The following is a 22,383-nucleotide window of genomic DNA, read 5'->3' as shown; positions in this document are numbered from 1 at the left end:
CATGGACAGCGAGAGCACCACCAGCACGGGGCACGTCAGCCGCAAGACGGTGCTGCGGGCCGCGGTCGCGGCCGGCGTGGCCGCGCCCATCGCCCTGATGGGCGTCCCCGCGCTCGCCCGCACGCTCACCGACGGCGGCACGCCGCTCGACCTCACGCCGGAGTGCGACGACGGCGACGACCTGACCCTGCCGCAGATGGAGGGCCCCTACTTCAAGCCCAACTCACCGCTCCGCAGCGCCATGGTGGACGGCCCCGGCACGCGCCTGACCGTCAGCGGGTACGTGTTCGGGCGGGCCTGCCGGCCGGTCTCCGGGGTCCTCCTGGACTTCTGGCAGGCCGATGTGAACGGCGCCTACGACAACGCCGGGTACACCTTCCGCGGGCACCAGTTCACCGGCACCGACGGCTCGTTCAAGCTCTCCACGATCGTCCCCGGCCTCTACCCGGGCCGGACCCGCCACATCCACGTGAAGGTGCAGGCGCCGGGCCGGCCGATCCTCACCACGCAGCTGTACTTCCCGAACGAGCCCCGGAACAACACCGACACGATCTTCGACCCGCGGCTCCTCATGACCGTCCGGGACGCGGGCGGGGCCCGCGAGGCGGCCTTCGACTTCGTCATCGACGTGCCGCAGAACCCCGGCCCGACGCCGACCGCCACCACGACGACCGCCCCGCCCGGCGGCACCTGGGCCGCCGGACGGGCGTACGCCGCGGGGGCCCGGGTCACCTACGGAGGCGTGGGCTACGTGTGCCTCCAGGCCCACACCTCCATCACCGGCTGGGAGCCGCCGAACGTCCCCGCCCTCTGGCGGGTGGGCTAGGAAGCGGGGACGATCCGGCCCCGGACGTCGCCGAGCCCCACGCGGGTGCCGTCCGGGCCGGGTGCCCACGCCGTGAGGACGACCTCGTCGCCGTCCTCCAGGAACGTCCGCTTGCCACCGGCCAGTTCGAGCGGGTCGCGGCCGTTCCAGGTGAGCTCCAGGAGCGAGCCGCGCTGGTTCACCTCGGGGCCGGAGACCGTGCCGGAGCCGTAGAGGTCGCCGGTGCGCAGGGAGGCGCCGTTGACCGTCATGTGGGCGAGCTGCTGCGCGGCCGTCCAGTACATGGTGGAGAACGGCGGCTCGGAGACGACCTCGCCGTTGATCTCGACGGTGATCCGCACGTCGTAGCCGCCGGGCTCCTCCTCCGCCGCGTCGTCCAGGTACGGCAGCAGGGGGAGGTCCCGGGCGGGCGGCGCGGTGCGGGCCGCGTCCAGGGCCTCCAGCGGCGTCACCCAGGCCGACACCGAGGTCTGGAAGGACTTGCCGAGGAAGGGGCCCAGCGGCACGTACTCCCACGCCTGCACGTCCCGCGCCGACCAGTCGTTCAGCAGCGTCAGGCCGAAGACGTGGTCGCGGTAGGCGGACAGCGGCACCGGGCGGCCCCGCTCGGACGGGGTGCCGACGAGGAAGCCGACCTCCGCCTCGATGTCCAGCTTCACCGACGGGCCGAAGACCGGCGCCGCGTCGGCGGGCGCCTTCCGCTGGCCCGAGGGGCGCACGACGTCGGTGCCGGAGACCACGACGGTGCCCGCGCGCCCGTGGTAACCGATGGGCAGGTGCTTCCAGTTGGGCGTCAGCGGCTCGCCGTCGGGGCGGAAGATGTGGCCCACGTTGGTGGCGTGGTGCTCGCTCGCGTAGAAGTCCACGTAGTCGGCGACCTGGTACGGCAGGTGCAGCGTCACCGCGTCCAGCGGGTGCAGCAGCGGCTCGATCTCGGCGCGGTGTGCCGGGACCGTCACCCAGGCGGTCAGCGCCCGGCGGACGTCCCGCCAGGCGGTCCGGCCCGCGGCGAGCAGCGCGCCGAGGTCCGGCTGCGCGAGCAGGGAGGCGTAGGGGGAGCCGAGCGCGTGCGCCGCGGCCCCCGCGTCCAGCACGTACCCGCCGATCCGGACGCCGAGCCGGCGGCGTCCGGGCTCGTCGGCGGTGGAGAAGGCGCCGTACGGGAGGTTGTGCGGGCCGAAGGGGTCGCCCTCGGCCAGGTCGAGCGGGCTGTGCTCGGACATCGGTGCGTGCCTCGCTTTCACATGATGGGTGAGGGACACGTTACGGGTCGGGCCGCCGGGCGAGGATGACATGGATCACAGAGAAAGCGGGGCCTAAGGGGGCAACTGTCCGGACGTGCGCGGTTTGTTCGCCGGGCGCCGGCGACTCCCCGTCCGAGCTGGGAAAACGCCCCTGTCACGGACTCCTCCCGGGCCATACGATCAGGGCGGCGTCGTACCGCGTGAAGGAGTCCGCAGGCGCGCGCCACCCCCACTTTTTCTTCCCTGACCAGGAAAAGGTCCGTACGTGAAGATTCGCCGCACCCTCGCGACCGCCGTGGCGGTCGCCGTCACGACCCCGGTCGTGTTCCTCTCCGCCGGTCCCGCCTTCGCGGAGACCCCGAAGCCGAGGACCGACGCGTCGGCCCAGGACGTCAAGGACGGCCCTGAGGACGACGACTTCGCCGAGTACGAGAAGCTGATCGAGGCCGTCGTGGCGGCCGAGGAGAAGCTGGAGGCCCTCAAGGAGGAGCGCGCGGCGCTCGTCGAGGACCTCAGGGCCGGCAACGTCGGCGAGGCCGTGAAGACCGAGTACGCCGCCGCCAAGCTGGCGTACGACGAGGCCAAGGCCGCCCGCGAGGCCGCCGCCACCACGCTCGCCGAGGCCCAGGCGGAGCTCGACGCGCTGAACGCCGACCCCGAGGCCACCGCCGAGGACAAGGCCGCCGCCGAGCAGGCCGTCGCCGAGGCGAAGGCGAAGGCCGACGAGGCCGTCGCCGCCGAGGCCGCCGCCAAGCTGCGCCACGACGCCGCCGACACGGCCTTCAGCGACGCCCGGGTGGCGCTGGCCCGCCGGATCAGCCTGCTCGACCCCAAGATCGTGCTCGCCGAGCAGGAGCTCGCCGACGCCGAGGCCGCCCTGGAGGCGTACGAGAACGAGGGCTCCTGCGTCGAGGACGACTCCGTCCGCTCCACGCTCACCGGCCCGAAGACGATCACGATCGGCTCCAGCGCCGACTTCTCGCTCACCGTGCGCAACACCTCGGACCGCGACCTCGACTCGGTGCGCTCCTACGTCTTCGCCGCGCACCTGCCGGAGTCGTGGGACGACATCCTCGACGAGGAGGACCCGGGCCTCGAGCGGTACTTCTCCATCGACTGGAAGTCCGCCGCCAACCCGGAGTGGACCGAGCTGGACTTCCAGGACGAGGCCGTCGAGCTGGGCCGCATCGCCAAGGGCGGCAAGGCCGAGGTCACGCTGCGCCTGACGGTCGACGAGGACGCCCCGGCGGGCAAGGGCATCACCTTCAGCACCGGGGAGTACGAGAACGAGGACGGCAGCTGCGGCATCAGCCAGCAGTACGCCAAGGCCGAGTTCGACGTCGTCGAGCCCACGGAGGAGCCGTCGGAGGAGCCCACGGAGGAGCCGACCGCGGAGCCGTCCCCGTCGACCACCACGCCCACCCCGGCGCCCACGGCCACCGCCACCGGCGGCAACACGCAGACCACCCAGCAGGGCGGCTCGTCGGCCACCGCGGTGCGCACCGGCGGTGAGCTCGCCGCGACCGGTTCGAACGACGCGCTGCCGAAGATCGGCGCCGCCGCCGGCGCGGCCCTGGTGCTCGGCGCGGTCGCGCTGTTCACCGCCCGCCGCCGCAGGGCGAACGCCTGATCCTCACCGTGATCCCCCGTACGGCCCGGGCTCAGCCCGCCGTGCGGGGGATCCGCTTTTCCCAGGTGCGGTGGAAGACGACCTCGCCGCCCTCGGTGCACACCACCTCGTCGGAGGTGTGGAAGGCGTCGGCGTCGCAGGTGATCTCGGAGCGGGTCTCGACGCGGACGTCCCAGGCGAGCTCGGGCCGGTGGAGCCGGACGTGCCACTCGGAGCGGGTGCGGGCCGACAGCGGGTCGTCCTCGGCGATCGTGTACGTCTCGACGGCGTCCTCGGTGAACTCCAGGCCGTCCGGGTAGACGCGGGTGCCGCCGTACTTCGGGTCGACCTGGAGGGTCCACTCGCCCTTGGCGACGTCGCGGAGGACGAGCCGTTCGGGCCGGGCCTCGTCCAGGGGCGCGGGGTGGGACACGGCGAGCGGCGGGGCCTGCTCGGGTTCCCCGAAGGAGATCGCGTCGTCCGTGTGGGCGCGGACCGGGAGGGTGAGGGAGGAGCCGGCGGGATCCAGGGTGAAGCCGGCGGCGTCGGGCTGGGGCCAGATCCACGGCCAGTACGCGGAGGACACGGCGAGCCGGACGCGGTGGCCGGGCGGGAAGGCGTGCCCGATGCCGTTCAGCTCGAAGGCGCACTCCTCGGGCTCGCCGGTCCGCGCGGGCACGGTCCGGTCGCGGCCGTGGCGGGCGGAGAGGTTCAGGGCGCCGCGGGTGACGAGGGTGGAGGAGCCGTCGGGGGCGACGTCGCAGAGCCGGGCGACGACCTGGCCGGTGGGCGCACCCGCGGTCAGCCGGAGGGTCACCGAGGGGCGGCCGAGGATCTCGATCGGGCCGCCGTCCTCGGGGACGGCGAAGTCGAAGCAGGCCGAGTGGGCGTCCTCGTCGCGCTGGTCGGGCGGCAGGTCGGCGTCGTTGCCGAAGGGGAAGAAGCGGCCGGCGTCGATGCCGGTCTGCTGGGGCGAGTCGACGACGACGGGCTCGCCGCCGAAGCCGTACGTGACGGGGGTGACGTTCGGGGACGGCCAGGACGGGTCGGCGACCCAGCGGCCGGGCAGCTCCGCGTAGACGGTGGCCGGGGGGTGGGACTCGCTGATCCAGGAGCGGAGCAGCGGCTCGGCCATGACGTCGTCGTCGGCGTCCTTCAGGTGGTGGTCCCACCAGCGCAGGGTCTCCTGGAGGAAGCCGATGGCGGGTCCCGGGGGCAGGCCGCGGTCGGGGTACTGGTGGGACCAGGGGCCGATGATGCCGCGGACGCGGTCCGGGGGGAGGTGTTCGGCCAGCCGGAGGACGGTGTCGCGGTACGGGTCGTGCCAGCCGCCGACGGCGAGCACGGCGGCCCGGATCGCGGAGTAGTCCTCGCAGACGCTGCCGTGCTTCCAGTAGTCGTCCCGGGTCTGGTGGGAGAGCCAGGTGTGGACGAAGGGTTCGACGGCCTCCAGGCGGCGGGTCCACAGCTCGCGCCACTCCTCGCCCGCGTACCGGGGGTCCGGGGGGCGGCAGACGAAGGCGAGCATGGTGGCGGCCCAGGCGTGCATGTCGACGCCGAGGACGGAGCCGCCCATGTAGTGGACGTCGTTGTCGTAGCGGTCGTCGGTGGAGCAGACGGTGACGACCGCCTTGAGGGGTTCGGGGGCGAGGGCGGCGATCTGGAGGCTGTTGAAGCCGCCCCAGGAGATGCCGAACATGCCGACCCTGCCGGTGCACCAGGGCTGCTCGGCGAGCCAGTGGACGACGGCGACGCCGTCGGCGAGCTCGGTGGCGTCGTACTCGTCGCCGGGCAGGCCGCCGCTGTTGCCGTGGCCGCGGACGTCGACCCGTACGGAGGCGTAGCCGTGGCCCGCGTACCAGGGGTGGCGCTGCTGGTCGCGGGGCGCGGTCCAGTCGGTGAGCCGGTAGGGCAGGTACTCCAGGAGGGCGGGGACGGGCTCGTCGGTGACCGGCCGCCACACCCGCGCGTACAGGAGGGTGCCGTCCGGCATCGGGATGCGGACGTCCTCGCGGCGGGTCTCGTACGGGAAGTCGGTGCGGATCTTCGTCATCGGTCGGTCACCTCGGTGGACGGCGGGCGCGGTGCGGTCGGGCTCGGGTGGGCCGGGGGTCCGGCGGCCCGGTGGTTCAGCGGACGGGGTGCATGGTGCGGCGCAGCCAGGGCGCCAGGGCCATCACGGCGAGGCCGACGGCGACGGCGACGGCGCCGTTGACGCCGAAGTAGGCGGGCTTGGAGACGTCGTCGTAGAGCTTCACGGTCTGGGCCTGGATGCCGTTGGCGAGGGCGAGGGAGAGGAACCAGAGCGACATGGTCTGGCTGGAGAATGCCTTGGGGGCGAGCTTGCTGGTGGCGGACATGCCGGAGGTCTCCAGGAGCACGTCGCCGAGGCCGAGGAGCAGGTAGGAGCCCACGATCCACCAGGCGGCCATCCGGTACGTGTCGTCGGCGTGGCCCGAGGTCGGCAGGACCATGAGGAGGAAGGACAGGCCGCCGAGGATCACGCCGAGGGCGATCTTGTTGGAGGCGTGCGGCTGGCGGGGGCCCATCCGGGCCCAGACGGCGGCCACCACGGGCGCCAGGGCGACCTCGAAGGCGCCGAGGGCGGAGGCGTACCAGCTGGGCGGGAAGTCGAAGCCGAGGATGGTGGTCCGGGCGTTGGACTGGGCCAGGAGCATCATCGTGGAGTACGCCTGGAAGAGGATGAAGTTGAACGCCACCGAGGCCAGGAAGAGCACGGCGTACGGCTTCAGGCGGCCGCGTTCCCCGGGGGTGACGCGGGGGCTGGCGAACATCACCCAGAAGTAGACGACCGGGGCGATCACCGAGACCAGGGTGAGCAGGTCGACGAAGCGGCCCAGGGTGAGCCAGCCGGCGGCGGCGAGGATCCCGCCGAGCGCGGCGGCGGCGACCACCCCGGCGATCATGTACAGGACGGCGCGGCGCAGGGCGTCGGGGGCGAGCGGGAACTCGGCGGCGTGCCGCTTCCCGGCCAGGTGGCGGCGGCCGGCCACGTACTGGACCAGGCCGAAGGTCATGCCGATGGCGGCGGCCGAGAAGCCCCAGTGGTAGCCCTTGTGGTCGGCGAGCCAGCCGGTGATCAGGGGGCCGGCGAAGGCGCCGATGTTGATCGCCATGTAGTAGAGCGCGAAGCCGGCGTCGCGGCGCTCGTCGTCGGTGCGGTAGAGCTTGCCGACCATGGTGGCCACGTTGGGCTTGAGCAGGCCGGTGCCGGCGCTGATCAGGCCGAGGCCGACCCAGGTCATGGCGGCGGTGGGCACCGCCATGGAGTAGTGGCCGCAGGCGATGAGGACGCCGCCCCACAGGACCGCCCGGTAGGAGCCGAGGATCCGGTCGGCGAGCCAGCCGCCGGCCACCGAGACGAGGTAGACGAGGGTGCCGTAGGCGGCGGAGACGGAGGCGGCGTTCCCGGGGTCCATGCCGAGGCCGCCGTCGGCGACGGAGGCGGCGAAGTACAGGACGAGGATCGCCTGCATGCCGAGGAAGGAGAACCGCTCCCAGACCTCCAGGCCGGAGAGGGCGAGGAGGCCGCGCGGATGACCGAGGAAGGCGCGGTCGTCCTCGGGGGGCGGCTGCGTGCCGTCGCCGCGTCCTCCGTCGTCGCTTTCTTCGTTGTCGATCTCTGTTCGAGACAAAACGGCCACTCCATGTCGTATCAGCTGATCACGAACATACCGGGGGCGACGGGAAGGCGCCCACGGTGATCGAAACGTGACCGGATACGCTGGCTTGAGTGAATCCCAGCGACACATCGACAAACCGCGTGACCACGTGTTACTCGTGATCCCCACCGGAAGCGTGTGCTCGTCCGCAGGCGTCAGCAGACAGGAGACCCCCTCGTGACCGTCGTCGGGCCGTTCGGGCTTAGCGTGCGGGACCAGGCTCTCGAGGCCGATGTCCAGACCGGGTTGGCGGCCGTCGAGGCCGGCCTCCTCGACGCCACCAAGAGCGATGTCCCCTTCATCACGGAGGCCGCCCAGCACCTGGTGCTCGCCGGCGGCAAGCGGTTCCGCCCGCTGCTCGTGATGCTCGCCGCCCAGTTCGGCGACCCCTACTCGCCCGGGGTGGTGCCCTCGGCCGTCGTCGTGGAGCTCACCCACCTGGCCACGCTCTACCACGACGACGTCATGGACGAGGCGGCCGTGCGCCGGGGCGTGCCCAGCGCGAACAGCCGCTGGGGCAACTCCCTCGCCGTCCTCACGGGTGACTTCCTCTTCGCCCGCGCCTCGCACACCCTCGCGGACCTCGGCCCCGAGGCCGTTCGGATCCAGGCCGAGGCGTTCGAGCGGCTCGTCACCGGCCAGATCCTGGAGACCGCCGGTCCCGTGGACGGCCGCGACCCCGTCGACCACTACCTCGACGTCCTCGGCGGCAAGACCGGCTCCCTCGTCGCCGTCTCCTGCCGCTTCGGCGCCATGATGTCCGGCGCCGACGAGTCCGTCGTCGACATCCTCACCCAGTACGGGGAGCGGCTCGGCGTCGCCTTCCAGCTCGCCGACGACGTCCTCGACATCGCCTCCGAGGGCCACGAGTCCGGCAAGACCCCCGGCACCGACCTCCGCGAGGGCGTCCCCACCCTCCCCGTCCTGCGCCTGCGGGCCGCCGCGGCCGCCCACGGCCGCCCCGAGGACCTGGAGCTCGTCGCCCTCGTCGACAGCGACCTCACCGACGACGCCCGGCACGCCGAGGCGCTCCGCCGGCTCCGCGCCCACCCCGCCCTGGAGCAGGCCCGCCGGGACACCGTGCGGTACGCGGAGGAGGCCAGGGCCATGCTGGCGCCGCTGCCCGACGGCTACGCGAAGTCGGCGCTCCAGGAGCTGTGCGACGCGGTGGTCCACCGCGCGGGCTGAGCCCTTCCCGGGAGGCGTGCCCCGGGACCCCGGCCTCCCGGGGCTCCGACCTCCCGGGGCCCCGCCCCTCGGGGTCCCGCCACCGGAGTCCCGCCCCCGGGGCCCCGCCCGCCGAGTCCCGCCCCCCGGTCCCGCCCGGATGACCGTCCCTAGGGGACGTCATCCCGGAGGGGTACGCGAGGTTGATCCCGGGGGCTGACGATTCCGCGGCGCCGCCCTGGTGAGATGGAGACATCGCAAGGGAAAGAGTCCACAGGGGCACGGAGGGATCGCAGACCATGGCAGCACAGCGGGCAGGACAGCGAAAGACGAGCCGGTACGTCGTCCCGGTCGCGGTGGCCGGGATCGCCGCCGCGACCATCGGCCTGGTCCCGGCGCTCGCCGCCTCCGGCGACCCGGACCTGCCGGAGATCACGGCCCAGCAGCTCATCGAGAAGATCGCCGCCTCGGACACCCAGACCCTGTCCGGCACCTTCAAGGTCTCCACGGACCTCGGCCTGCCGGCCCTCGACGGGCTCCTCGGCGGGCTCGCGGGCGGCACGGGCGGCGGGGACTCCGGCTCCGGCGAGGGCTCGGCGGACCCGTCCGCGCAGCTCTCCAAGCTGGTCTCCGGCACCCACACCCTCAAGATCGCGGTCGACGGCCCGGAGCGGCAGAAGCTGACGCTGCTCGACGGCGCGGAGCAGTACAGCCTCGTCCACGACGGGGACGAGGTGTGGGCGTACGACTCCGCGTCGAACCAGGTCTTCCACGAGAAGGGCGCGGGTGCGGAGAAGGGCGTCCCGGCTCCGGACGAGGAGCTCCCGGCCTCCCCGAAGGCGCTCGCCGACGAGGTCCTGAAGGCCGCCGGCGACACCACCTCGATCACGGTCGACGGCACGGCGAACGTCGCGGGCCGCGACGCGTACCGCCTGGTCGTCGCCCCGAAGCAGCAGGGCTCCACGGTCGAGTCGGTCACCATCGCGGTCGACGCGGCCACCGGCACCCCGCTGAAGTTCACCCTCGCCTCCACGAGCGGCGGCAAGCCGGTCGTCGACGCGGGCTTCACCAAGGTCGACTTCGGCAGGCCGGCCGCCTCCGAGTTCGCCTTCACCGTCCCGGAGGGCGCGAAGGTCACCGAGGGCGACGAGGCGGGGAAGGACGCGCCGGAGGACCTGGAGAAGGAGTTCGGCAAGTCCCCGGAGGAGCTGGAGAAGGCGTTCGGCGACTTCGGCCTCGGCGGCGGCGACGCGAACGGCCCCGAGATCATCGGCGAGGGCTGGACCACCATCGCCGCCTTCGACTCCGGCGCCCCGGCGCCGAAGACGGAGGACGTCCCGAAGGAGGCCCAGGGCTTCATGGACGCGCTCGGCGACCGGGTCAGCGGGAAGTTCGGCTCCGGCACGGTCTTCAAGACGAAGATCGTCAACGCGCTGATGACGGACGACGGCAAGGTCTACGTCGGTGCGGTCACCCCGCAGGCGCTGGTGGACGCGGCGAACTCCGCGAAGTAACGGGTGCGTTGGTACCCCGGGTGGGTCGGGAGGAAGTCACCGGCCCACCCGGGGTGGTCTTCGTGTTCCCGCGGGCTTACGGGAAGGTCAGCTTGAAGTTGCTGATGTAGCCGGTGTCGGCGCCCGCCTTGTCCTGGGCGCGGAGCTTCCAGGCACCGTTGGCGACCTCGGAGGAGGCGTTCACGGTGTAGGTCTGGACGATGTTGTCGGCGCTGCCGCCGGTGCGGTTGTGCAGGTTGTAGACCGTGCCGTCGGGGGCGACGAGGTCGACGACCAGGTCGCCGATGTAGGTGTGGACGATGTTCACGCCGACGGAGAGGTTGCTGGGCGCGTTGCCGGTGATGCCGGTGACGTTGACCGTCGAGGTGACCGCGGCGCCGGGGGAGTCCGGGATGGTGACGTCGGCGGTGTTCTCGAAGACCGTGCCGGTGGGCGGGGTCGTGCCGGTCCCGGACAGGGTCCAGATCGCGTGGGCGACGGCGTCGCTGTTGCGGTCCAGGGCCGTGTCGTTGATGTTCGCCGTCGTGTCGCACGACGAGTGGTAGCAGCGGTCGAAGGCCTGGCCGGAGGTGCCGCCCCACTTCTGCGCCTGGGCCGCCGTCTTGATGTAGTCGGCGCCGGTGAAGAGGCCGCCGACGGGTATGCCGACGTTCTTGAACGGGGCGTGGTCGGAGCGGCCGTCGCCCTCGGTCTCGATCTCGGTGGGGATGCCGAGCCCGGCGAAGTAGCTCTTGAAGGTCTGCTCGATCGTGGGGTCGTCGTCGTAGACGAAGTAGCCCGGGTTCGGCGAGCCGATCATGTCGAAGTTGAGGTAGCCCTTGACCTTCGCCCGCTCGGTGGTGGGCAGGTTGTTCACGTAGTACTTCGACCCGATGAGGCCCAGCTCCTCCGCGCCCCACCAGCCGAAGCGCAGGTGCTTGGTGGGCTGGTAGCCGGTGCGGGCCACGGTGAGCGCGGCCTCCAGGACGGCGGCGGAGCCGGACCCGTTGTCGTTGATGCCGGGGCCGGAGGTGACCGAGTCCAGGTGCGAGCCGGCCATGATGACCTGGTTCGGGTCGCCGCCCGGCCAGTCGGCTATCAGGTTGTAGCCGGTGGCGCCGCCGGAGGTGAACTGCTGGAGGGACGTGGTGAACCCGGCCGCGTCCAGCTTGGCCTTCACGAAGTCGATCGACGCCTTGTAACCGGCCCGGCCGTGCGCGCGGTTGCCGCCGTTGGCGGTGGCGATGGACTGGAGGTCCGCCAGGTGCTGCTTCACGTTGGCCACCGCGATGTCCGGGACGGCGACCGCCCCGGAGGGCGCGGCACTGGCCGGCGCGGCCCCGGCGAGCGCGCCGAGGACGAGGGCCGAGGATCCGGCCAGGGCGGAGAGTCTCGCGGAGAGTTTCATGTGGGGGCTCCGGATTCCGAACGGGGATGGGGACGGAACGTGCGAGACGCCTCGCGCCGTGGGTGGCGCGAGGCGTGGGGAGCTGTGCGAGTGCGTGCTGAATGGTGGGTGAAGACCTGATGTCACGTCAAGACGCATTCAGGACGCGGGAGTTCGGAGACCGGACGGTAGGGGTTCACGAGGCCCCCGCGGTCACTCCCGGGTGAGCAGTTCGACGGCCTCCCGCACGCCCGCGTCGGGGTCCCGCGCCAGGGCCGCGAGCAGCGGGCGGACCTCGTCGGTCCCGCGGTGGACCAGGCCCTCCACCACGGCCTCCCGGACGCCGGGGTCGGGGTCGGCGGCGAGGGCCGCGAGGAGGTCGCCCGCCTCGGGGGTCGGCCGGTAGGCGAGGCACTCGGCCACGGTCTGCCGCACGCCGGGCACGGGGTCGCCCGCGAGCTCCCGCAGGATCCCGTCGGCGCCGGGCGTCGACCAGCGGGCGACCGCCCCGGCGAGCAGCCGCCGCACCCCGGGATCGGCGTGCCCGGCGAGGGGCGCGAGCCGGGCGACCGGCCCGCGCCGCCGCAGCCGGTACCAGCGCAGCGCTTCGCCCAGTGCCGCGGTGTCGCCCGTGACCTGGGCCTTCTCGATCCGCGAGAGCAGCACGGGGGAGGCGGGCGGAGGCCCGTCCTCCGGGTGGGGCCGCCGCTCCCGCAGCCGCCGGGAGCCGTACTCGCCGGGCAGCACGCAGCAGACGCACGGCGTGACCCCGTGGGCCCCGGGGAAGTACCGCCATCCGCTGACCTGCCGCACGGCCCTCACCTGCCGCACCTCGCTCCGCGCGACCGCGCGGGGCAGGAAGACCTCCCAGCCGAGCGCCTTGTCCCCGAGCCCCCGGACGCGCCGCACGGCGTCGGCCGCCGTCTTCTCCTCCGGCTCCCGCTCGCTGTACCGTCCGGCGGTGACCGGCTCCCCGTCCGGCAGCCGCACGTGCACGGCGACGAGCCCGCGCGGCCCGCTCCGGCGGGACAGCTCCCGCAGCCACTGGTGGGTCAGGGCGTACGAGGGGAGGACGGGGAACAGGTACACGCCCCGCCCGCTCCCGAGCCCGCTGCCGCGTCCCTGGCTGAGGGCCCGGATCCCGCTCCGCCGGATCCGCGCGGCCAGGGCGGCCGGCGCGAGGTGCACGAAAGTTGCCATGGGCATGATGCTAGGCCGCGTCTTCCGGACCACGCCGGGAAAGCGGTGGCCGGGCCCGGGACGGGGTCGTACGCTGCCCGGCATGGCATGCCGCATCAGCGAGTTGGTCCTCGAATGCGCCGATCCGGAACGGCTCGCCGTCTTCTGGAGCGAGGTCCTCGGATACGCCGAGGTGGGCCGGGAGGTCGACGGCAGCATCGAACTCGGCCCGCCGGGCGGCCCGTCACCCGTCCTCGTCCTGAGTCCCCACCAGGAGCCCCCGAAGGGCCCGGTCCGGCTGCACTTCGACGTGAACGCCACCGACCGAGGCCAGGAGGCGGAGCTGGCCCGGCTGCTGGCGCTCGGCGCGGTGCCGGCGGACGTCGGGCAGACCGGCGAGGAGCCCTGGCACGTCCTGGCGGACCCGGAGGGCAACGTCTTCTGCCTGCTCGCGCACCGGGTCGCCCCCGCCTGAGCCTTTCCCCTGCGGGTGGAAGGCCTCTGCGCGCGGGCTGCCCCGGCCCTCCGCCGGCGGCTCCTACCGGCCGGCGGCCGTCCGGGCCCGCCGCCGGGCCGTGTACGCCAGCCCGAGGCCGCCCGCGGTCAGGACGGCTCCCAGGGAGCAGGCCGCCGTCGTGGAGGGCGGCAGGCCGTCCCGTACGCGGCCGAGGACGGCGGAGGCCGGGGCGCCGCCCGCGTGGTCGTCGAGGAAGGCCCGCGAGTCGTTGGCGTTCGCCCGGTCATCCCCGAGGAGGAAGAGGCGCCCCTCCGGCACCCGCACGTCGTACGGCTCCGCGGACGGGTCCAGGGGGTCGTCCTTCGCATAGGGCTCGTCGAGGACCCGCCCGTTCACCGTGACCCGGTGCCCGTCGGAGACGACGTGGTCGCCGCCCGTCCCGGCGACCCGCCGCAGGACCGGCAGCTCCCCGTAGTGCTCGGGCACGCGGACCAGGACGACGTCGCCCCCGCGCACCTCGCCGCCCCCGACGCGCTCCACGAAGAGCCGTGCGCCCGCCGGGTACGCCGGCTGCATCGAGGAGCCCGCGACGGTGACCCCCCGGTGGGTCACGAGGAACGTTCCGGCGCCGCCCAGCACCAGCACCAGCCCGAGCGGCACCATGATCCGTGCCGCGGTCCTCGCCCGCCGTGCGCCCGTCATCGGCTTCCTTCCCTCCGCGCGCGCCGCCCGGTTCCGGACGACCCGCAGAGGTTAGACGACGGGTGTGTCAGCGGGGCAGGTCGCCGTCGCCGCCCATGTTGGCGACGATGCGCCGCAGGACGTTGACGGTGGTGACGAAGTCGTCGGCGTCGACGCCCTCGTGGACCTTCCGGTGCACGCCCGCGTTGCGCTCCGCGGCCCGCAGCCGCCCCGCCTCGCCCTCCGGGGTCAAGGTCATGCCGCCGGTCTCCCCGGCGCCCTCCGTGAGCCAGCCCCGGCCGACGAGGTCGTCGAAGACGGCGTCGAAGTCGGTCCCCTGCTCGTCCCACGGCGTCAGCCGCTCCACCAGTGCGGCCCGCGTCCACCGCCCCGGGGCCCCGGCGGCGTGGTTGAGCGTCCACCAGTGCGGCTGCGTGAGCCCCTCCACCGCCAGCTGCTCCCGCAGCGCCCCGACCACCAGCCGCTGCGCGAGCCCGGTCCACGCGCCGATGGGCTGCGCGGCCAGCTCGTCCCGCGGGTACTCCTTGAGCGTCACGGCCATGACTTCCTCCTGCTGCTCGTCTTCTACGGGGACGTGACGACCGTAGAACCTCGACTTTGGTCGAGGTCAAGGGACTTGAGAGGGGTGCCGTGGCGAGGGGGGACGTCGTGTGCGCGAGCGCGGAGGCGCGTGTGCGGCGGAGGGGGGGTGCGCCCGCCATCCCCGTGGCGCGGTCGGTGATGATGCCGTCGACGCCGGGGTCGGTCAGTGCCTGCCGGCGGGCGGGGTCGTTCACCGTCCGGACGTTCACGGAGATTCCGGCGGCGTGCAGTTCGGCGACGATCTCCGGGCGGGTCGTCAGGCGACGGCGAGTCCGGCCGCCAGGAAGGCGAAGGCGGCGACGATGACGGCGACGCGGGCGTAGTGGTAGCGGTCCCAGCGGTCGGACTGGTCCTTCCAGTCGGCGGGGCGGTTCTCGGGGGTCCAGGTCTTGCTGCGGTTGTTGATGGGGACGAGCAGCAGGACGGACATGGCGACGCTGAGGAGCAGGAGGGCGCCGGCGGTGACGAGGAGGCCGGTGCCGGGGGCGTGCCAGGTGGTGGCGGCCCAGGCCGCGACGAGGACGAGCGAGCCGACGTACCAGAAGGGCATCACGGCACCGAGCATCCGGCCGCCGTGGGCGCGGCCGAGCTGGCCGCTGTCCTCGGGGAGGGCCTTGAAGATGCGGTTCATGACGAAGGCGACGGAGAACTCCACCCCCACCATCACGCCGACGACCACGACGGTGAGGACCTGAAGCGTGTGGACCATGACGAACCCCCTGGGATCTAGCGTTGCTAGGTGATGGTGCAACGCTAGACCTTCTGCCGCTCGGTTGTCTAGCGGTGCTAGCATCGAGTCATGTCGGTACAGGAACGCAAGGAACGCGAACGGGCGGACCGCGAGCGCCTCATCGTGGCCACGGCCCGGGAACTCGCCGAGCAGCAGGGCTGGGACGCGGTCACCACCCGCCGGCTCGCCGAGCGCATCGAGTACAGCCAGCCCGTCCTCTACAGCCACTTCCGGGGCAAGCGCGAGATCATCGGCGCCGTCGCCCTCCAGGGTGCCGCCGAGCTGGCCGTCACCCTGCGGGCGGCGACCTCGGGGGCCCCGGCGGCGGAGGGCCCGCGCGCCCGCGTCTCCGCCCTGGCGCACGCCTACCTCGACTTCGCGGGCCGCCATCCGGCGGTGTACGACGCGATGTTCCAGCTCGACGGCGGCCTGCCGTTCGCCCACGAGGACACCCCCCAGCCCCTGAAGGACGGGTTCGCCGCCCTCCTGGAGACCCTGGCGGAGGTCGCCGGGGACGGCGTCGACCCGGGCCTGTTCACCGAGGTCTTCTGGGCGTCCCTGCACGGCCTGGCGACCCTCACCCGCGCGGGCCGCCTGCCGCGGGCCGAGGCCGCGCGGCGGACGGAGCTGCTGGTGGACCGCCTCGCCGCGCTCCCGGCGGACGCCTGACGGACGCCGGACGGACGCCGGACGGATGTCGTCCGGCGGTCACCGGCGTCAGACCGGCTTGCGCCACACGGAGACGTGCTTCGGGGAGTCCTGGCCGAAGGGGCTGCCGTCCCAGTCCGCGACCCGCCGTTCCAGCTCCAGCCCGGCGATCCGGGCCATGAGGTCGAGCTCGGCGGGCCAGGCGTACCGGTGCCGGGAGTTCCCGCGCCGGTAGCGGACGTCGCCGCCCGCCCCGCCGTCCCCGTCGACACGGGTGAAGTGGTGGGAGACGAGGACCTGTTCGACCAGGTCGAAGGTGTCGAAGCCGAGGTGCCGGTCCGAGACGTCGAACGGCACGGCGACCTGGCCGGGCGGCAGGAACCGCAGGGGCGGCACGAGCAGTTCGATGACGAACCGGCCGCCGGGCGCGAGGTGCCGGGCGGCGTTGCGGAAGCACTCGACCTGCTCGTCCTGGGTGAGCAGGTTCGTGATGGTGTTGTAGACGAGGTAGACCAGGGTGAACTCGCCCGGCACGACGGTGATGGCCATGTCCCCGATGGTCACGGGGAGTTCGTCCTCTCCGACCTTGCGCCGCAGCACCGCCGCCATGTGCTCGGACAGCTCGATGCCGGCCACCGGCACCCCACGCCCCCGGAGCGGCACGCCCACCCGCCCGGTGCCGATGGCGAACTCCAACGCCCGCCCTTCTCCGGCTAGTTCCGCGAGAAAGTCGAGGGTCGGGTCGAGGACGGCGGCCGAGAACGCCTCGGTCTCCTCGGCGTCGTAGCGGTCGGCGGTCGCGCGGGTCCACAGCTCGCTGCTCGTCATGGACGGCGACTCTGCCGGGAGCCGGGTCCCGCTGTCGACGCATTTACGCCCTCCGGGGCGCCTCCCGCCACCGCTCTCACCGCCCCTGCCTCCGCCCCCACCCCCGCCTCCGATCGGCAGTCGCCGCAGTGCCCCGGTTCCGGCGACCGGAAGGCGCGGTCGCACCTCTCGCACGTCTGGAACGGATGCGGGGCGGCGGTCGCGGCGGCGGCCGGTGCGGCCGGGAGTTGCGGCGGCAGGAGGTCCCTCAGCCGACGGGCCAGCAGTCCCGCCGGATGCGTCAGCTCCCCGGGCAGCGAGCCGCACAGCGTCCGCCGTACGGCCTCCGGTCCGACCCCCCGGTCGAACCACGCCACCACGGCGGGGGCCAGCCGCGTCACGTCCGCCTCCGACAGCAGCAGCCGGGGTTCGTGCACCCGGAGCCCGGCGAGCAGCTCGACGGCGATGGGGTGCCGGGGCGGCAGGACTTCGGCGGGCACGGCTCCCCGGGGCTCGGGGGGTGCTTCCTGCGGGACTTCGTACGGGGCAGGGGCCGGGGCCAGGGCCGGGTGCGGGTCCGGAGCCGGGGCGGGTTCCGGGTCCGGGACAGGGCCCTGGTACGGGTCAGGGTCCGGGGCCGGGACAGGGTCCGGGTACGGATACGGGTCCACGTACGGCACCCCGTAGGGGACCTCGTACGGATCGGCGGACAGCCCCGCGTAAGGGCCCTCGCAGGGGACCTCGTACGGATCCCTGTACGGGACGACTTCCCGCGCGGCCTCCGGAACGGCCTCCCGCACAGCCTCCTGCGCAGGCTCCCGTACGGACTCCCGTACGGGCTGCCGCTCAGGCTTCCGAGGGGCTTCCCGGAGGGCTCCTCGCGGGGTCTCCCGTACGGGATCGACCTCAGCCCTCGGCCGGTTGTACGAGGCGGTGCGCGACACGAACCGCCCGTCCGGCGTCCGCTCCCGGGTCCGGAGGAGGAGGCCGTGGGCCTCCAGTTCCCGCATGGCGGAGGCGACCTTCAGCTCGCTCGTTCGGCTCTTCGCCGCGAGGGCCTTGACCCCGGCGGGGGCGCCCTCGGGCAGCGACTGGAGGCGGACGGCGACGCCGAGGGCTTCGTAGGAGATCTCGGGGTACTGGGCGAGATCGTTGCAGACCATGGTGAACCGGCGGGTCAGCCGAACGTTGACGTGAACAAGCCCGGACGCGGGCGCGGGCGCACTAAGCTGCGACGAAGCCATCAGGAAGCGTTCCTCTTCCTCGTTGGTCAGGCCCCCCGATCGGGATTGCGAGTCCCGGCTGGGGGCCGACATGTGTCTGGGGGAGTGCGGCGTGCACTCAGCGTGAGCATATGCCAGCCAACCGCCCCCAAATCCAGCCCAGTTGGACCAATTCACCCGAGCGGGTGACGGGCCCGTGAGGGGGAGGCTGGAGGGGTTGGGAGGGGTCTTCCCGGAGGTCTTCACTCTTTTACGTCGCGGGATTCCGCGACGCGGAGAACCGCGACGCGGAGAACCGGGACGCGGACATCCGCGCCGCGGTTTCCCGCGACGCGGTGCGGCCTCGCCGTCCTTCAGGGCAGCGGCAGCTCCGCCCACACCGTCTTCTGCGGCGCCGGCCCCGGCCGCACCCCCCAGCTCCGCGCGAGCGCCCCCACGATCACGAGCCCCCGCCCGCCCTCCTCGTCCCGCCCCCGGCCGCCCGCGACCGGCTCGCGGTCACCCCGCGTGTCCGTCACCTCGATCCGCAGGGCCGACCCCGTCGCGATCACCCGCAACCGGAAGTCACGCCCCGGCACGTGCCCGTGCGTCACCGCGTTGTTCGTCAGCTCGGCCACGACCTGCTCCGCCGTGTCCGTCACGCCCCCCAGCCCCCACGAACGCAGCTGCTCCCCGGCGAGCAGCCGGGCGAGCCGCGCGCCACGGGGCGTCGAGGAGAGCTGGAGGTTGAAATGGCGTGCGGTCGCCATCAGTTGGCTGGTTTCCGGGTTCATGGGAACCAGCGTGGCGATGTCTGCCTACGATTCCCATCGAACGCACCCTTACGTACGGTTACTGTCTCGCGACTGTCCCGCCATGTCTCGACTGTCTCGGACCGCACTTCGGGTAGAGGGCCGCCACGAGGAGGTGGGCACGCATGAGCGTGGACGAAGTGGATGGTGTGGTCGTCGAGGACGCGGGCTGGGAGGTCGACCCCGGCGACGAACCCGGAAGGGCCGTCCTCGCCACGGTCGGGCGCCAGCTCAAGACCTGGCGGGAGGCGAAGGGTCTGAGCGCGGCGGAGTTCGGCGAGCTGACCGGCTATGGCGAGGACATGATCCGCAAGCTGGAACGGGGCGACCGCATCCCGCGCCCCGAGTTCCTGGACCGCGCGGACGAGGTCCTGGGCGCGAACGGACTCGTCGCGGGGCTGAAGGAGGACACCTCGGAGGTCCGTTACCCGAAGCCGATCCGGGACCTGGCACAGATGGAGAGGCGGGCGGTGGAGTTCTGCATGTACTCGAATTTCAACGTTCACGGCCTGTTGCAGACCGACGAGTTCGCGCGAGCGATCATGCAGACGTGGCGCCCCGCGTTCAGGCCGGAGCAACTGGAGAGGTACCTGGCTGCGCGAGTGGCGCGTCGTGCGGTGCTGGATAAGGACCCGGCCCCCGAGTTCAGCTTCATCCAGGAAGAGGTGTCGCTACGACGCCCTATCGGAGGGAAGATGGTGCTACGTCGTCAGCTTGAGCATTTGCTGGAGGTGGGTGAGTTGCCCCACGTCGAGATCCAGGTGATGCCCACCGAGCGCGCGGACCACCCCGGAAATGGCGGGCGCATCGCGCTCTTGAAGTTCGCGGACGGCACGGCAGCGGGGCGCATGGACGGCGACTTCGGAGGCCGCCCCGTCTCTGACCTCAAGCGACTCCGAATCCTTGACCTGCGCTATGGCATCATCCGCTCCAAGGCCCTCACTCCAGCGGAGTCGCGGGACTTCATCGAACGACTGCTGGGAGAGACATGAGCAGCAAGCCCGAGCTGGACTGGTTCAAGAGCAGCTACAGCGACAGCGGCAACGGTGAATCGGATTGCGTCGAGATCGCCACCACTCCCGGCACCGTCCACGTCCGTGACTCCAAGAACACCGACGGCCCCCGCCTCGCCTTCGGCCCCGCCGCCTGGTCCGGATTCGTCGCGTACGGCTCCGCCCAGGCGTAGCGAGCCCGCCCCCCCCGCAAGGGCCGGCGCGGCGGTCGTCAGGCGTGGCCGCGCTCGGATGGTTACGGGCGCACGGGGTCCCCGGGCCACGGGGACCAGCAGAGGGCGTCGCGCCGGCCGCCCGCGCGGGGCCGCCGGTAAATGCCTCGACAGCGCACGCGCCCGGTGGGGATGCTGCGCGCGATGACCAGAATCGACGACACGCCGCCCGCATGGGACGAGCGCACCCAGCTCACCACCTTCCTCGACTACGCGCGGGGCACCGCGCGCGCCAAGTGCGAGGGTGTCTCCCCGGAGGACGCGCGCAGGGCGCTCCTGCCGGGTTCGCCGCTGATGACGCTGTGCGGGGTGATCAACCACCTCCGCTGGGTCGAGTACTACTGGTTCCGGGTCGTCTTCCTCGGGGAGGAGGACCACGGCCCGTGGACCGAGGAGGACCCCGACCGCGAGATGCGCGTCGCCGTCGACTTCCCCCTCCCGCAGCTGCTCGACGAGTACGCCGAGCAGAGCGCCCGCCACCGCGAACTGGTCGCCGCGACCGGCCTGGACCGGAAGGCCGTGCGAACCGTCCGCGACGGCCGCCACGTCGACCTGCGCTGGATCCTCCTCCACCTCACCGAGGAGACGGCCCGCCACAACGGCCACCTGGACATCCTCCGCGAACTCCTCGACGGCACGACCGGCGACTAGGCAGCGCCTTCGGACGGTCACCGCCGGCGGACCGTGGTGCCGTGTCGCGCCGTCACGAACCGCCGGAGGCCGAGCGGGACCCCGTCCGGCCGGCGCGGGCGTGACGTCCGGCGGCGGAACCTAGGCGCCCCCCGGGACGACCAGGCCCGACTCGTAGGCGAGGACCACGAGTTGGGCGCGGTCGCGGACCCGGAGCTTGGTCATGGCGCGGTTGACGTGGGTCTTCGCGGTCATCGGGCTGATCACCATCCGGGCGGCGATCTCGTCGTTGGACAGGCCCCGCGCGACGAGGGCGACGGCCTCGCGTTCGCGGCCGGTCAGCTCCTCCAGCCTCGTGCCGGAGCCGGGGGAGAGGGGCTGGGACACGTACCTGTCGATCAGCTTGCGGGTGATCGAGGGGGCGAGCAGGGCGTCGCCGCGCGCGGCCACGCGGACGGCGTGCAGGAAGTCGTCCGGGACGATGTCCTTCACGAGGAAGCCCGCGGCACCCGCGCGCAGCGCGTCGAAGACGTACTCGTCTAGGCCGTGGTTGGTCAGGATGACGACGCGCACCCCGGCCAGGGCGGGGTCCGCGGCGATGCGCCGGGTCGCCTCGACGCCGTCGACGACCGGCATCCGGATGTCGACGAGCGCGATGTCCGGCAGGTGCTCCCCGGCGAGCGCCACGCCCTCCTCGCCGTCGCCGGCCTCGGCCACCACCTCGATGTCGTCCTCCAGGTCGAGGAGCGCGCGGAACCCGCTGCGGATGAGGGGCTGGTCGTCCACCAGCAGGACACGGATCACGAGACGCGCTCCACGGGGAGTTCGGCCCGGACGGTGAAGCCGCCCCCGCCACGCGGTTCGGCACGCAGGACGCCGCCGAGGGCGGTGACGCGTTCGCGCATGCCGAGCAGCCCGACGCCGGGCACGGGAGCGGCCTCCGGCGTGGCCCTGCCGTCGTCGTCGATGCGGAGGGCGAGGGCGCCGGGACGGTAGTCGATCCGGACCGAGGCCGTGGTGGCGGCGGCGTGCCGGACGACGTTGGTCAAGGACTCCTGGACGATCCGGTAGGCGGTCCGGCCCACCGCGGCGGGCACGTCCTGCCGCCGCCCCCCGACCGTCAGCGTCGCCTCCAGACCGGCCCGGCCGGCCCGCTCCACGAGCTCCGGCACGTCGGCGAGCCCGCGCGGCGGGGCCGCGTCGTCGTCCCGCAGCGCCTCCAGGGTCGCGCGCAGCTCACGGCTCGCCTCCCGCCCGGCCTCCTGGATCGCCAGGAGCGCCTCGGGCACCTGCTCGCCGCGCCGGCGGGCCACGTGCACGGCGACCTCGGACTGCACCTTGATGACGGAGATCTGGTGGGTGAGCGAGTCGTGCAGTTCCCGGGCGATGTGCAGCCGCTCCTCGTCGGCCCGGCGCCGCGCCGTCTCCTCACGGGTGCGCTCCGCCTCCTCCGCCCGCCGCTCCGCCTGCCGCACCGCCTCCCCCGCCGCGAAGGCGGCGATCAGCCAGGCGATCTCCAGGGTGCCGCGCGCCTCCGCCGAGACCTCGGCCAGGGGCCCGTCGCGGAAGGCCAGGGCGGTGAGCTGGAGGGCCACCAGCAAGGCCGCGGACGCCACCGCCGCCAGGACGCGGCGCCCGGCCCGCACCGCGGCGTACACCGCGACCAGGTACGCGACGGCGAGCACGTCGGCACCGGCCGCCAGTTGGCCCGCCGCGCACAGGCCGGTGACGACCAGGACGACGACCGGGACCCGGCGGCGCGCGGCCAGCGCGAGCCCGCCGGCCGCGAGCAACGCGTAGCCCAGCGGGCCGGGACCCGCGCCCGGGTGCGCCCCGGACCACCCGTCGCCCAGCGCCAGCGCCGCCACGCCCGCGGCGACCCCCCAGTCCGCGACAGAGGCCGGTGCGCCGAACCGTCGTTTCTCCATGCGCGCACCCTAACCAGCCGCCGCCCGGGGCGAGTCGGCCCCGAGGACGACCGGCCCCCTGCCGCGTCCGCG

General features: G+C 73.3%; 22 protein-coding genes and 1 pseudogene. 9 read left to right on the top strand and 14 right to left on the bottom strand.

Features of this window, described 5'->3' with window-relative positions; all coding sequences use genetic code 11:
- Position 1 precedes the first annotated feature (1 nt).
- Positions 2-826: a dioxygenase family protein gene (locus IE326_RS09170; RefSeq protein WP_150230586.1), complete on the top strand. Its 825-nt coding sequence runs from the start codon at positions 2-4 to the stop codon at positions 824-826.
- Here the strand turns inward: IE326_RS09170 and fahA are convergent.
- Entirely contained in the window at positions 823-2,049 is a 1,227-nt protein-coding gene (gene fahA / locus IE326_RS09165; protein WP_150230588.1) for a fumarylacetoacetase, read from the bottom strand. The two genes, IE326_RS09170 and fahA, sit on opposite strands and share 4 nt — an antisense overlap.
- A gap of 286 nt (positions 2,050-2,335) precedes the next feature.
- On the opposite strand from fahA, the gene IE326_RS09160 reads away from it, so the two are divergent.
- Positions 2,336-3,700 carry a COG1361 family protein gene (locus IE326_RS09160; protein WP_190041250.1) on the top strand — a complete coding sequence of 455 codons (1,365 nt, stop codon included), beginning with the start codon at positions 2,336-2,338 and terminating at the stop codon, positions 3,698-3,700.
- Between the two features lie 31 nt (positions 3,701-3,731).
- Here IE326_RS09160 and IE326_RS09155 read toward each other — a convergent pair whose 3' ends face one another.
- Together IE326_RS09155 and IE326_RS09150 are read right to left on the bottom strand one after the other, a co-directional pair.
- On the bottom strand, positions 3,732-5,732 hold the full coding sequence (locus IE326_RS09155) for a CocE/NonD family hydrolase (protein WP_190041249.1): 2,001 nt from the start codon (positions 5,730-5,732) through the stop codon (positions 3,732-3,734).
- 76 nt (positions 5,733-5,808) lie between these two features.
- Positions 5,809-7,320 (bottom strand): peptide MFS transporter, encoded by a 1,512-nt coding sequence (locus IE326_RS09150; RefSeq protein ID WP_444545376.1) that lies wholly within the window; start codon positions 7,318-7,320, stop codon positions 5,809-5,811.
- A gap of 219 nt (positions 7,321-7,539) precedes the next feature.
- Between IE326_RS09150 and IE326_RS09145 the strand changes: the two genes are divergently transcribed.
- Together IE326_RS09145 and IE326_RS09140 are read left to right on the top strand one after the other, a co-directional pair.
- Entirely contained in the window at positions 7,540-8,550 is a 1,011-nt protein-coding gene (locus IE326_RS09145) for a polyprenyl synthetase family protein (RefSeq protein ID WP_150230596.1), read from the top strand.
- A 278-nt stretch (positions 8,551-8,828) separates the two neighbouring features.
- Complete coding sequence (locus tag IE326_RS09140) at positions 8,829-10,043, top strand: LolA family protein (RefSeq protein WP_190041247.1); 1,215 nt, start codon at positions 8,829-8,831, stop codon at positions 10,041-10,043.
- A gap of 76 nt (positions 10,044-10,119) precedes the next feature.
- On the opposite strand, the gene IE326_RS09135 is transcribed toward IE326_RS09140, so the two are convergent.
- Positions 10,120-11,430 carry a M28 family metallopeptidase gene (locus IE326_RS09135; protein WP_190041246.1) on the bottom strand — a complete coding sequence of 437 codons (1,311 nt, stop codon included), beginning with the start codon at positions 11,428-11,430 and terminating at the stop codon, positions 10,120-10,122.
- Positions 11,431-11,622: 192 nt separating this feature from the next.
- A complete protein-coding gene (locus tag IE326_RS09130) occupies positions 11,623-12,609 on the bottom strand; it encodes a HEAT repeat domain-containing protein (RefSeq protein WP_190041245.1) in 987 nt (328 codons plus the stop codon).
- 82 nt (positions 12,610-12,691) lie between these two features.
- Between IE326_RS09130 and IE326_RS09125 the strand changes: the two genes are divergently transcribed.
- A complete protein-coding gene (locus IE326_RS09125) occupies positions 12,692-13,063 on the top strand; it encodes a VOC family protein (RefSeq protein WP_190041244.1) in 372 nt (123 codons plus the stop codon).
- A 63-nt stretch (positions 13,064-13,126) separates the two neighbouring features.
- Here IE326_RS09125 and lepB read toward each other — a convergent pair whose 3' ends face one another.
- The 4 genes and pseudogenes from lepB to IE326_RS09110 all read right to left on the bottom strand — a co-directional run bounded on the left by lepB (position 13,127) and on the right by IE326_RS09110 (position 15,038).
- Positions 13,127-13,747: a signal peptidase I gene (lepB, locus tag IE326_RS09120; RefSeq protein WP_190041243.1), complete on the bottom strand. Its 621-nt coding sequence runs from the start codon at positions 13,745-13,747 to the stop codon at positions 13,127-13,129.
- 67 nt (positions 13,748-13,814) lie between these two features.
- Positions 13,815-14,288: a winged helix DNA-binding protein gene (locus tag IE326_RS09115; RefSeq protein ID WP_150230610.1), complete on the bottom strand. Its 474-nt coding sequence runs from the start codon at positions 14,286-14,288 to the stop codon at positions 13,815-13,817.
- A gap of 181 nt (positions 14,289-14,469) precedes the next feature.
- Positions 14,470-14,571, bottom strand: a pseudogene (locus IE326_RS41835) (glycerophosphodiester phosphodiesterase); the annotation flags it as partial.
- A 14-nt stretch (positions 14,572-14,585) separates the two neighbouring features.
- Positions 14,586-15,038: an anthrone oxygenase family protein gene (locus IE326_RS09110; RefSeq protein ID WP_190041242.1), complete on the bottom strand. Its 453-nt coding sequence runs from the start codon at positions 15,036-15,038 to the stop codon at positions 14,586-14,588.
- A 90-nt stretch (positions 15,039-15,128) separates the two neighbouring features.
- Between IE326_RS09110 and IE326_RS09105 the strand changes: the two genes are divergently transcribed.
- Positions 15,129-15,728, top strand: a complete 600-nt coding sequence (locus tag IE326_RS09105; RefSeq protein WP_150230614.1) for a TetR/AcrR family transcriptional regulator — start codon at positions 15,129-15,131, stop codon at positions 15,726-15,728.
- Positions 15,729-15,776: 48 nt separating this feature from the next.
- Here the strand turns inward: IE326_RS09105 and IE326_RS09100 are convergent, their stop codons facing one another.
- The 3 genes from IE326_RS09100 to IE326_RS09090 form a co-directional block, all read right to left on the bottom strand.
- Entirely contained in the window at positions 15,777-16,535 is a 759-nt protein-coding gene (locus tag IE326_RS09100) for a class I SAM-dependent DNA methyltransferase (RefSeq protein WP_190041241.1), read from the bottom strand.
- Positions 16,532-17,758 (bottom strand): hypothetical protein, encoded by a 1,227-nt coding sequence (locus IE326_RS09095; RefSeq protein WP_190041240.1) that lies wholly within the window; start codon positions 17,756-17,758, stop codon positions 16,532-16,534. Before IE326_RS09095 ends, IE326_RS09100 begins: the two co-directional genes overlap by 4 nt.
- Before the next feature lie 332 nt (positions 17,759-18,090).
- Positions 18,091-18,510 carry an ATP-binding protein gene (locus IE326_RS09090; protein ID WP_190041239.1) on the bottom strand — a complete coding sequence of 140 codons (420 nt, stop codon included), beginning with the start codon at positions 18,508-18,510 and terminating at the stop codon, positions 18,091-18,093.
- A 143-nt stretch (positions 18,511-18,653) separates the two neighbouring features.
- Here IE326_RS09090 and IE326_RS09085 point away from each other — a divergent pair, with 143 nt between their 5' ends.
- The 3 genes from IE326_RS09085 to IE326_RS09075 all read left to right on the top strand — a co-directional run bounded on the left by IE326_RS09085 (position 18,654) and on the right by IE326_RS09075 (position 20,404).
- Positions 18,654-19,520 (top strand): helix-turn-helix domain-containing protein, encoded by an 867-nt coding sequence (locus tag IE326_RS09085; RefSeq protein WP_190041238.1) that lies wholly within the window; start codon positions 18,654-18,656, stop codon positions 19,518-19,520.
- Positions 19,517-19,714: a DUF397 domain-containing protein gene (locus IE326_RS09080; protein WP_190041237.1), complete on the top strand. Its 198-nt coding sequence runs from the start codon at positions 19,517-19,519 to the stop codon at positions 19,712-19,714. Before IE326_RS09085 ends, IE326_RS09080 begins: the two co-directional genes overlap by 4 nt.
- A gap of 183 nt (positions 19,715-19,897) precedes the next feature.
- Positions 19,898-20,404 (top strand): DinB family protein, encoded by a 507-nt coding sequence (locus IE326_RS09075; RefSeq protein ID WP_190041236.1) that lies wholly within the window; start codon positions 19,898-19,900, stop codon positions 20,402-20,404.
- A 120-nt stretch (positions 20,405-20,524) separates the two neighbouring features.
- Here IE326_RS09075 and IE326_RS09070 read toward each other — a convergent pair whose 3' ends face one another.
- Both IE326_RS09070 and IE326_RS09065 read right to left on the bottom strand, forming a co-directional pair.
- Positions 20,525-21,187, bottom strand: a complete 663-nt coding sequence (locus IE326_RS09070) for a response regulator (protein WP_190041235.1) — start codon at positions 21,185-21,187, stop codon at positions 20,525-20,527.
- Positions 21,184-22,311 carry a sensor histidine kinase gene (locus IE326_RS09065; RefSeq protein ID WP_190041234.1) on the bottom strand — a complete coding sequence of 376 codons (1,128 nt, stop codon included), beginning with the start codon at positions 22,309-22,311 and terminating at the stop codon, positions 21,184-21,186. The genes IE326_RS09070 and IE326_RS09065 overlap by 4 nt, the downstream gene beginning before the upstream one ends.
- Positions 22,312-22,383 lie beyond the last annotated feature (72 nt).

The sequence above is a fragment of the Streptomyces filamentosus genome, assembly GCF_014654895.1.
Classification (GTDB): domain Bacteria; phylum Actinomycetota; class Actinomycetes; order Streptomycetales; family Streptomycetaceae; genus Streptomyces; species Streptomyces filamentosus.
Note: the sequence above shows the minus strand (reverse complement) of the source record. Positions and strands in the feature narration are given on the sequence as shown.

What these genes read in the sequence shown, in the direction of transcription:
- IE326_RS09170 (WP_150230586.1), top strand. Translation starts at nt 2, where the DNA reads ATGGACAGCGAGAGCACCACCAGCACGGGGCACGTCAGCCGCAAGACG.
- fahA (WP_150230588.1), bottom strand. Translation starts at nt 2,049, where the DNA reads ATGTCCGAGCACAGCCCGCTCGACCTGGCCGAGGGCGACCCCTTCGGC.
- IE326_RS09155 (WP_190041249.1), bottom strand. Translation starts at nt 5,732, where the DNA reads ATGACGAAGATCCGCACCGACTTCCCGTACGAGACCCGCCGCGAGGAC.
- IE326_RS09140 (WP_190041247.1), top strand. Translation starts at nt 8,829, where the DNA reads ATGGCAGCACAGCGGGCAGGACAGCGAAAGACGAGCCGGTACGTCGTC.
- IE326_RS09135 (WP_190041246.1), bottom strand. Translation starts at nt 11,430, where the DNA reads ATGAAACTCTCCGCGAGACTCTCCGCCCTGGCCGGATCCTCGGCCCTC.
- IE326_RS09130 (WP_190041245.1), bottom strand. Translation starts at nt 12,609, where the DNA reads ATGGCAACTTTCGTGCACCTCGCGCCGGCCGCCCTGGCCGCGCGGATC.
- IE326_RS09125 (WP_190041244.1), top strand. Translation starts at nt 12,692, where the DNA reads ATGGCATGCCGCATCAGCGAGTTGGTCCTCGAATGCGCCGATCCGGAA.
- lepB (WP_190041243.1), bottom strand. Translation starts at nt 13,747, where the DNA reads ATGACGGGCGCACGGCGGGCGAGGACCGCGGCACGGATCATGGTGCCG.
- IE326_RS09115 (WP_150230610.1), bottom strand. Translation starts at nt 14,288, where the DNA reads ATGGCCGTGACGCTCAAGGAGTACCCGCGGGACGAGCTGGCCGCGCAG.
- IE326_RS09110 (WP_190041242.1), bottom strand. Translation starts at nt 15,038, where the DNA reads ATGGTCCACACGCTTCAGGTCCTCACCGTCGTGGTCGTCGGCGTGATG.
- IE326_RS09105 (WP_150230614.1), top strand. Translation starts at nt 15,129, where the DNA reads ATGTCGGTACAGGAACGCAAGGAACGCGAACGGGCGGACCGCGAGCGC.
- IE326_RS09100 (WP_190041241.1), bottom strand. Translation starts at nt 16,535, where the DNA reads ATGACGAGCAGCGAGCTGTGGACCCGCGCGACCGCCGACCGCTACGAC.
- IE326_RS09095 (WP_190041240.1), bottom strand. Translation starts at nt 17,758, where the DNA reads ATGGCTTCGTCGCAGCTTAGTGCGCCCGCGCCCGCGTCCGGGCTTGTT.
- IE326_RS09090 (WP_190041239.1), bottom strand. Translation starts at nt 18,510, where the DNA reads ATGAACCCGGAAACCAGCCAACTGATGGCGACCGCACGCCATTTCAAC.
- IE326_RS09085 (WP_190041238.1), top strand. Translation starts at nt 18,654, where the DNA reads ATGAGCGTGGACGAAGTGGATGGTGTGGTCGTCGAGGACGCGGGCTGG.
- IE326_RS09080 (WP_190041237.1), top strand. Translation starts at nt 19,517, where the DNA reads ATGAGCAGCAAGCCCGAGCTGGACTGGTTCAAGAGCAGCTACAGCGAC.
- IE326_RS09075 (WP_190041236.1), top strand. Translation starts at nt 19,898, where the DNA reads ATGACCAGAATCGACGACACGCCGCCCGCATGGGACGAGCGCACCCAG.
- IE326_RS09065 (WP_190041234.1), bottom strand. Translation starts at nt 22,311, where the DNA reads ATGGAGAAACGACGGTTCGGCGCACCGGCCTCTGTCGCGGACTGGGGG.